A 2461-nucleotide genomic window follows, 5' to 3' on the forward strand; every position below is an offset into this window, starting at 1 on the left:
AATAACGTCCAATAATGGCGCGGGATGGAGCAGCCCGGTAGCTCGTCAGGCTCATAACCTGAAGGTCGTAGGTTCAAATCCTACTCCCGCAACCACTGAGATCTTACTCAATCGCAAAATGGCCTCCCTCGGGAGGCCTTTTGCGTTTGGCACACCCCCTGCATGCAGAAAACACTGGCTCGCTGAGCTGCGGATCTCCACCCGCAGCCCATCCTGTGCGTCTTCGTCTGGCCAAACCGCGATTGTGTCCAGCATTGCCCGCAGCACTTCGTTAGCCTCAATCACGGCACCGGAGCCTGACAGCAGCGTCTCGAGATGCGCGACGTGTGCGTCGTAGCCTGCGATGAGGTCAGACGCAGTTGGAAGATCTTCTACCGGCAGCTCTTGTTCTGCTTCTGTAAGTGCCTGCTGCAAGCGGAGGCGATCTGCTTCCCGGCCCTTGAGGCGAGCCAAGAGCGAGGCGCTATCACTGGCATCCTCGAGAAGATCCAAGAGCCTCCCGATGGCCTGATCGACTTTGGCGAGCTTGGTCTCCAAGTCGCTGCGGCTGGGGCCGCGTTCTGCCGGAGCACTCATCATCTGCCGCAGCACCTCTTGCGCGAAATGCGCGGCCAGATCCGGGTGGATTAATCCCTTGCGCAAACTGGTAAGAACGCGCGCCTCGATCTTGTCACGTTTGATGGTCTTCGTGTTTGCGCAGACAGCAAGTCCTTTGGACTTACGGTTAAAGCAACCGTAGCGATCACTGGCGACGAGCGTATAACCACCGCCGCAGCGGTCGCAGGTAAGTAAGCGCGACAGGAGATATTTGGCGCGGTGGCTGTCGTTGAGCGGTGACGTCTTGCCAGCAGATTTTGCGTGGGTCGCTTCAAGGCGTTCCTGCACTGTGTTCCATACCTCGTCGTCAAGGATCTGAAGAGAGGGCGCAGGCGCGTCGATAATCTTATGGGCCTCTGCGGGCCGCGAGATGCGGTTCCCGGTATCTGGGTCGCGTCGAAAGGTGTTGCGGCCGTGCCTTATCCGGCAAGCTACGCATTCAGGATCGTTCTGGCGCTGATCGGGGGAAATTTCTCGATGATCCTGTCCTAACACCTCCGGCCCGTCGCCCTATCAGGGCAGCGGGTGCATTACCCCGCAACCCTTCAAACCAAAGGAAAGACAATGACCCAGGATAAAACCCCAAAGCCCGACAACGCAGACCACGGCCTAGGCGCAGAAGGCACCATTTCACAGGCGGGTCGGTCAGGCGGCCGTCTGCCGCGAGACATTGGCACGCAAGATGAACTTAAGCGGTCCAACGAACGCCCTGCCGGCCAAACCCGCGTCAACAAAGCCGACGAGAAGGAAGGTTCGTCAGAGTGACAGAAATGGGGTGAGGCGTAAGCGATCGTTAAGTTTCGCTTGTGACCGAGGGCTGAGCCAAGTGGTCCTGACACTGGGGCGCACCCGGATCAGCACCCGGTTAAGAAATGCGTCTTTGGCGAAGACCCCGCACGAAAGCTGTGACTCTGACCACCCCACAGATCCTGATCTTTGCCATTCTCGTTGCCATGATGGGGCTGTTCCTATGGGGGCGGTTTCGCCATGATGTAGTCGCACTGGCGGCCCTTTTGGCCTGCGTCATCTCAGGGCTGGTTCCCTCAGGTGTGGCTTTCTCGGGCTTCGGTCATCCGGCGGTGATTACGGTGGCTTGCGTCCTGGTGCTAAGTCAGGGGCTGCGCAGCACCGGTGCCGTGGATTGGTTGGCGCGCAGCATCCTGCCACGCGATGCTGGACGGATCACGACCCTGCTCGCGCTGATAGGGCTGGGGGCCGCGCTGTCGGGCTTCATGAACAACGTGGGCGCAATGGCGCTTTTGATGCCAATCGCAGTGCAACTGTCCGGCAGGCTGAAACTGGCTCCCGGACAGATCCTGATGCCGCTCGCTTTCGGCACGATTTTGGGGGGCATGACCACGCTGGTGGGCACGCCGCCCAACCTGATCGTTTCCGGATTTCGCGAAGAGGCCGGGCTGGGGCAATTTGCGATGTTCGACTTTGCGCCCGTTGGAACCGCGGTTGCGACCTTGGGCGTTCTGTTCGTCGCGTTGATCGGTTGGCGTCTGGTGCCTGCGCGCAAATCTGCCGCTGGCACAGGTTTCGACACTGGCACCTATCTGACCGAGGTCCGCGTCCCTGACGGTGGCAAGGCCGTCGGCCTGACCCTGCGCGATTTCGAGGCCAAGATCGAGGACAGCGGCGCACAGATTATCGGCTTAGTGCGAAACGAAGTCCGCCTGACCGCGCCCCATGGCTTGCGCCGGATCAAGGCGGGCGATGTGCTGGTGCTGCAAGCCGATGTTGACGCACTGGCCGAAGCGCTGGGTTCTGTCGCAAACTTTTTTGACTTTCGCCGGGTCAGGTGATGCGGCAGTAATTTTGCGGCAGAGGTGGCGGACGAGTGGGGCGGAGTGATGGGTGA

4 protein-coding genes, 1 tRNA gene and 1 pseudogene are annotated in these 2461 nt (G+C 60.1%); 5 read left to right on the top strand and 1 reads right to left on the bottom strand.

Features of this window, described 5'->3' with window-relative positions; all coding sequences use genetic code 11:
• Positions 1-18: 18 nt before the first annotated feature.
• Together BM131_RS19760 and BM131_RS19765 are read left to right on the top strand one after the other, a co-directional pair.
• Positions 19-95, top strand: a tRNA-Met gene (locus tag BM131_RS19760).
• A 220-nt stretch (positions 96-315) separates the two neighbouring features.
• On the top strand, positions 316-630 hold the full coding sequence (locus BM131_RS19765; RefSeq protein ID WP_090192182.1) for a hypothetical protein: 315 nt from the start codon (positions 316-318) through the stop codon (positions 628-630).
• Between the two features lie 18 nt (positions 631-648).
• Here the strand turns inward: BM131_RS19765 and BM131_RS20800 are convergent.
• Positions 649-885: pseudogene (locus tag BM131_RS20800) on the bottom strand (recombinase zinc ribbon domain-containing protein); the annotation flags it as partial.
• Between BM131_RS20800 and BM131_RS19770 the strand changes: the two are divergent.
• The 3 genes from BM131_RS19770 (at position 859) to BM131_RS19780 (ending at position 2405) form a co-directional block, all read left to right on the top strand.
• Positions 859-1089 (top strand): hypothetical protein, encoded by a 231-nt coding sequence (locus BM131_RS19770; protein WP_090192184.1) that lies wholly within the window; start codon positions 859-861, stop codon positions 1087-1089. The pseudogene BM131_RS20800 and the gene BM131_RS19770 sit on opposite strands and share 27 nt — an antisense overlap.
• A gap of 72 nt (positions 1090-1161) precedes the next feature.
• Entirely contained in the window at positions 1162-1362 is a 201-nt protein-coding gene (locus BM131_RS19775) for a hypothetical protein (RefSeq protein ID WP_090192185.1), read from the top strand.
• A 140-nt stretch (positions 1363-1502) separates the two neighbouring features.
• Positions 1503-2405 carry an SLC13 family permease gene (locus tag BM131_RS19780; protein WP_245754346.1) on the top strand — a complete coding sequence of 301 codons (903 nt, stop codon included), beginning with the start codon at positions 1503-1505 and terminating at the stop codon, positions 2403-2405.
• Positions 2406-2461 lie beyond the last annotated feature (56 nt).

The organism is Loktanella salsilacus (assembly GCF_900114485.1).
GTDB classification, from domain to species: domain Bacteria; phylum Pseudomonadota; class Alphaproteobacteria; order Rhodobacterales; family Rhodobacteraceae; genus Loktanella; species Loktanella salsilacus.

Excerpts from the sequence above, each read along its gene's own strand:
- BM131_RS19765 (WP_090192182.1), top strand. The coding sequence starts at position 316 with ATGCGCGACGTGTGCGTCGTAGCCTGCGATGAGGTCAGACGCAGTTGG.
- BM131_RS19775 (WP_090192185.1), top strand. The coding sequence starts at position 1,162 with ATGACCCAGGATAAAACCCCAAAGCCCGACAACGCAGACCACGGCCTA.